The organism is Pantoea sp. ME81, from assembly GCF_903970985.1.
Classification (GTDB): domain Bacteria; phylum Pseudomonadota; class Gammaproteobacteria; order Enterobacterales; family Enterobacteriaceae; genus Pantoea; species Pantoea communis.
The window spans coordinates 1-5,085 of the sequence record NZ_CAJCKS010000258.1 but is presented as its reverse complement, the minus strand read 5'-3'; the positions used below and the strand labels follow the sequence as shown (position 1 = coordinate 5,085).

The following is a 5,085-nucleotide window of genomic DNA, read 5'->3' as shown; positions in this document are numbered from 1 at the left end:
CTGCAGATCTTACGTGACAGCCTCGGTTTAGAGTAATCTGGTCTGTCACGACCTATCACTGGGATACCCTCTATTACATGAAGAGCTCTATTGTTGCCAAGCTGGAAGCCCTCCAGGAACGCCACGAAGAAGTTGAAGCGTTGCTGGGCGATGCCGGCGTCATTGGCGATCAGGAACGTTTTCGTGCCTTATCACGCGAATATGCACAGTTGACCGATGTGACCCGTTGCTTCCGCGACTGGCAGCAGGTGCAGGAAGATATCGAAACAGCTGAAATGATGCTCGACGATCCTGAAATGCGTGAAATGGCTAACGAAGAGTTAAAAATTTCGCGTGAGAAGCGTGAAGTGCTGGAACAACAGCTTCAGGTGCTGCTGCTGCCAAAAGATCCCGATGATGAACGTTCGTGCTTTGTGGAAGTGCGCGCCGGAACCGGCGGAGATGAAGCGGCAATTTTCGCAGGCGATCTGTTCCGTATGTACAGCCGTTATGCCGAAGCACGCCGCTGGCAGGTCGAGATCATTAGCGCCAACGAAGGCGAGCACGGCGGCTACAAAGAAGTTATCGCCCGAATTAATGGTGAAGGCGCTTACGGTCGTTTGAAATTCGAATCCGGCGGTCATCGCGTTCAGCGCGTCCCGGAAACCGAATCGCAGGGCCGTATTCATACCTCTGCCTGCACCGTGGCGGTGATGCCTGAATTGCCGGAAGCCGAAATGCCGGAAATCAACGCGGGCGACCTGAAAATCGATACCTTCCGCTCCTCAGGTGCCGGTGGTCAGCACGTTAACACCACCGACTCAGCGATTCGTATTACCCACTTGCCCACCGGTATTGTGGTTGAGTGTCAGGACGAACGTTCCCAGCACAAAAACAAAGCCAAAGCGTTGGCGGTATTGGGTGCGCGTATTCATGCCGCCGAAACCGCCAAGCGTAATGCGGCAGAAGCCTCAACCCGTCGCAACCTGTTGGGCAGCGGCGACCGTTCGGACCGTAACCGCACTTACAACTTCCCGCAGGGTCGTGTTACCGATCATCGTATCAACCTGACGCTGTACCGCCTGGATGAAACCATGGAAGGCAAGCTGGATACGCTGATCGAGCCGATTGTGCAGGAGTATCAGGCCGATCAGCTGGCCGCGCTGGCTGGACAAGACTGATGATGATTCGCCACTGGCTCAAGCACGCAGTGGTCGCGCTCTGTGGCGGAGACAGCCCGAAACGGGATGCGGAGATTTTGCTGGGTTTTGTTACTGGAAAATCACGCAGCTGGCTGGTGGCGTTTGACGATCATGAACTCGACGCTACTCAGCTTGCCGAACTTAATGCGCTGCTGGCGCGTCGGGTGAAAGGCGAACCGATTGCGCATCTGGTGGGCGAGCGTGAATTTTGGTCGCTGCCGTTGCGCGTCAATGATGCCACCTTGATTCCACGACCGGACACCGAAGTGCTGGTGGAACAGGCGCTCTTACGCATACTAGCGTTCCACTGATGACGGCGCGGATAGTTGCGGTATTCATTAAACGTCCCTGTTTACGTTAAGCGGCGTTAGCAAATTGTTAAATCAGTGATCAGACTAACGCTAACCCATCGTGCTTCCAACAATATCAACGTTTGCCCCCCCGTCATCCCATCACCAACCCACCATCCACGTACAGCGTTTGCCCGGTGACAAACTCGCTCCATTCTGAGGCTAAAAACATCACCGGACCGGCGACATCCACTGGCTCGGCAATTCGGCGCAGCGGCGTTTGTGCGGTGATAAAATCGCGCACGTCTTCTCGCGTCGCACTGCTGGCATCCGTGGGATAGACCAGACCCGGCGCAACACAGTTAACGCGAATCCCCAGCGGCCCCAGTTCAGCGGCGAGTGAACGGCTAAAGCCTATTAATGCGGATTTCGCCGTGACGTAATCGTGGTAAGGAACAGAGGGACGCGCCACCAGATCGCTGGAAAGATTGATAATGCTGCCGCGTGTGCGTGAGCGCATCAGCGGCAACGCAGCCTGGCAGACGTTATAGGCCGCGCCGACGGCACCGTCAAACTGGCTTTGGTAGCCCTGCCATGAGGTTTCCCAAAAGCGCTGTCGATTATCGGTATCGAAAACATAGGGTGCGAAAGCATTGTTCACCACCGCATCCAGACGACCCGTGGTGTTAGCGATCTGCTCCATCATCGCCGCCACCTGCTCTGCTGAGGTGACGTCAGCGCGAATGGCGATGGCCGAACCGCCCAGTGCTTCACAGCTTTTTACCACTTCCATCGCTGCGGCTTCACTGCGCAGGTAGTTCACCATCACCAGCGCACCCTCAGCGGCGAAAGCCTGCGCGATAGCTGCACCAATACCCCGGCTCGCCCCCGTCACCAGAATCGTTTGATCAGCAAATTTCATCTCTTACCTCCTGTAAAAACGTGGATTCAATCCGCATAGGGCGCGAAGCGCTCAGCGGCAGTTTCAGCAGATGCCTCTATTTCCGTAAAAGTGACCAGATCCAGCAGGCTAAAGCGGCCATCGTGATGCCATCCGGCGGCAGGCGATGTCATGCTGCCAAAGGCAGTAATACGGGTGATACCGGCTTGCCCTAGCCGCGCGGCGAGAACAAACAGCTCGCGCGGTGTGGCCGCCACCGCCGCCGTTTGCAGGTAAATTTTCTGCTGCGAAATCAATGCAATCGCATCCTCAATCTCATCAACGGCCACCACTTTAAGCGTGCGTCCGAGTGCCGACGGCATCAGAGCTTCGGGGCCATCTACTACCACCACTGACCAGCTGTCCGTTGGCTCGCCGAACAGGATGCGATTGTCCTGTAACGCGCGAATCTCTTCACGGCTGCGCCAGGCCGCCACGCTATTAACTTCAGCCGAAGACAGCACTCGACGCGGATATTTGCGCGCCAGCGCTCGCAGTTCATGGGCGATATACTCCGCGAATTCCTGCGGCGTGATGCGTCCGCCGCGTTCAACAAATAGCATTTGCGGTGAGTAACAGCCCGCCTGGTCATAGCGCATGACGTCATAGGCCGCGCGCTGCGCCAGATCGACGCCCTGCCTTATATCCAGCGCCGAACGCGCCACCAGTCCCACGCTGATTTTATGGCCGTGCGGCAGAAAACGCGTGGTGACCGGCAGTTGCTGTTTGATAGCGTCCAGCGCGGCGTTGCCACCGTAAGCCATCACCATGTCAGGCTGTGTTAACCAGTGTTTTTCGGCCTCTGCTTCGCCACCTTTCCACCACACTACCGCCAGGCATTCGCCAAGTTGGGGATCGATTTCAGCCAGCAGTTGCGCGAACCAGCCCGCCATCAGCGGTTCGGCACCGGGCAATTTGCCCACGCTGCCCGCTTTCACCAGCAATCCACAAATCAGACTCCACAGCGGTAGACCCGGCACATTTCCTGCCCAGATATGCATGAGCAGATCTGGGCCAAATGCCCGTGCGAAGCCGCCATTAGGTCGCGGCTGAAAATCATCCAGCAGCTGTGGATCGTTAAAGTCCTCGGCTAAAAAGCGCTTGAGCTGCGGCTGTCGAAAAGTTTTGAGGTATCCGGTAAGCCCAAGGCGAATCATCTCAGCGTCATAACCGGTGACAATCGGCAGCAGCATTTCGGCCTTGCGGCGCAGTGGATGGTTTCGATCCAGCAAACGCGCAATGGCCTCATCAATAATTGCTACGATCTTCGCCACGCTCAGCGTTTTGAGATAAGCGCGAGCGTGATCGCGCAGATGTGCGCTGAGAAGAGTAATTTGTGCCGGATTCAGATCGGGCACGTCGACCTCCAGGTGCTGGCCGTGATGGCTAAAACTCAGCGTGCGCCACTGCACCCCTTCAGGTGATAAACATCCCGGTAGATAACCCGCGACCTCTTTCACACTGCACCCTGCGCAGCAGCCAGGAACTCTTCCATCGCCAGCGAACAGCCCTTCGCATCCGCTCCGGTGACCCGGCCTAGCAGATGGAAGCCGCCCGCCACTGCCCGGCCAGCATCCTCGGTCAGTAAGGCAGACACTGAATTGAAGTGGGCCAGATCATGGTGCACCAGCACGCCCATCTCACCTTCCGGCTCCTCTTCGCCCGTCAGCGGATTGACCACGCGCGTGCGGATCCAGTGCGGGCCGGATTTCACCGAGGGACAGGCCACGTTGCCGTCATCATAAAACTGGCTGCTCAGTTCGGTCATACCGTACATGTTGATGCAGTGAGTGCGCGGTACGCCCAACGCCGCACTCAGCTCGGCGTAAAACTGTTCGGTTTCAATCTCACGGGATTGCCCCTTAAATCCACCGGTATCCAAAATTCGGCTTCCAGCGGGTAATGCAAAATGTCGCCCCTGGCGCTGCAGTTCGTCGAGAAGATGGACAAAGCTGTAGCTCGCGCTCAGCAGCGCATAAGGTTCGCCCTGTGCTTCAGCCTGCTCCAACGCAGCAAACAGGCGATCCATCGCGATACCGCTGTCATCCAGCAGCACTTCGCTCTCGGCGGTGCCAAATTTTTCCACCGCTAATGTCAGGTAATGGGCCAGCGAAGAGTTGGGCAGCGCCCGATTATCAGGGAACAAAATGCCCATGCGAATCCGCTCTTCGCCCGCCATAAAGCGCTGGCGGAAATTCTGCATCATCGAGCATTTCCAGACATCAAGCGTCGGATGATAGCTGCGACCCTTCACTGTGCCGGTGGTTCCGCTGGTCATAAACACCGCTTCGACGTCATCTGTGGCATGGCAGCTCAGCGTCAGATCCTTAAACGCGGTAATGGGAATTGCCGGGATGGCACGCCAGTTTTTGACCGTAAACGGTGTGCGACCGCGCTGCATGGCGAAGCGGCGATAAGGGAGGTTGTGTTCAAATTGGTACGCGAAGACGGCAAGCGCCATGCGGTTAAAGTCTTCGTCGGTTGTATCCTGACGCTGAAGAAAGGTGAGCAAAGCGTCGATCAAAGCAGCTTCAGTCATGGGCGAGTCCACCAGTTGCGATTGCGCGAAATTTCTCAGGCCGGGCCTGAGGAGCAGAGAGATGGGGAGGGCGGCGGGAAGGGCAGGGGGGTACGTCGGGGTGGAGGGGCAGGGGGGGGGTCTGGGACAGGAGTA

General features: G+C 57.1%; 4 protein-coding genes and 1 pseudogene. 2 read left to right on the top strand and 3 right to left on the bottom strand.

What is annotated here, in order from left to right; all coding sequences use genetic code 11:
• The first annotated feature begins 77 nt into the window (after window positions 1-77).
• Both prfA and H7A81_RS25610 read left to right on the top strand, forming a co-directional pair.
• Window positions 78-1,160, top strand: a complete 1,083-nt coding sequence (gene prfA / locus H7A81_RS25615; protein ID WP_034824272.1) for a peptide chain release factor 1 — start codon at window positions 78-80, stop codon at window positions 1,158-1,160.
• Window positions 1,160-1,477: pseudogene (locus tag H7A81_RS25610) on the top strand (protein-(glutamine-N5) methyltransferase, release factor-specific); the annotation flags it as partial. The gene prfA and the pseudogene H7A81_RS25610, both read left to right, overlap by 1 nt.
• A 148-nt stretch (window positions 1,478-1,625) precedes the next feature.
• Here the strand turns inward: H7A81_RS25610 and H7A81_RS25605 are convergent.
• From H7A81_RS25605 to H7A81_RS25595, 3 genes are read right to left on the bottom strand one after another with little or no spacing between them, the layout of a single operon-like run.
• Window positions 1,626-2,393 carry a 3-oxoacyl-ACP reductase gene (locus tag H7A81_RS25605; RefSeq protein WP_182059142.1) on the bottom strand — a complete coding sequence of 256 codons (768 nt, stop codon included), beginning with the start codon at window positions 2,391-2,393 and terminating at the stop codon, window positions 1,626-1,628.
• Window positions 2,394-2,419: 26 nt separating this feature from the next.
• Window positions 2,420-3,871 carry an acyl-CoA reductase gene (locus H7A81_RS25600; protein WP_182059141.1) on the bottom strand — a complete coding sequence of 484 codons (1,452 nt, stop codon included), beginning with the start codon at window positions 3,869-3,871 and terminating at the stop codon, window positions 2,420-2,422.
• The gene (locus H7A81_RS25595) at window positions 3,868-4,950 is read right to left on the bottom strand and encodes a long-chain fatty acid--CoA ligase (RefSeq protein ID WP_182059140.1); all 1,083 of its coding nucleotides are present in this window, start codon (window positions 4,948-4,950) and stop codon (window positions 3,868-3,870) included. Before H7A81_RS25595 ends, H7A81_RS25600 begins: the two co-directional genes overlap by 4 nt.
• Window positions 4,951-5,085 lie beyond the last annotated feature (135 nt).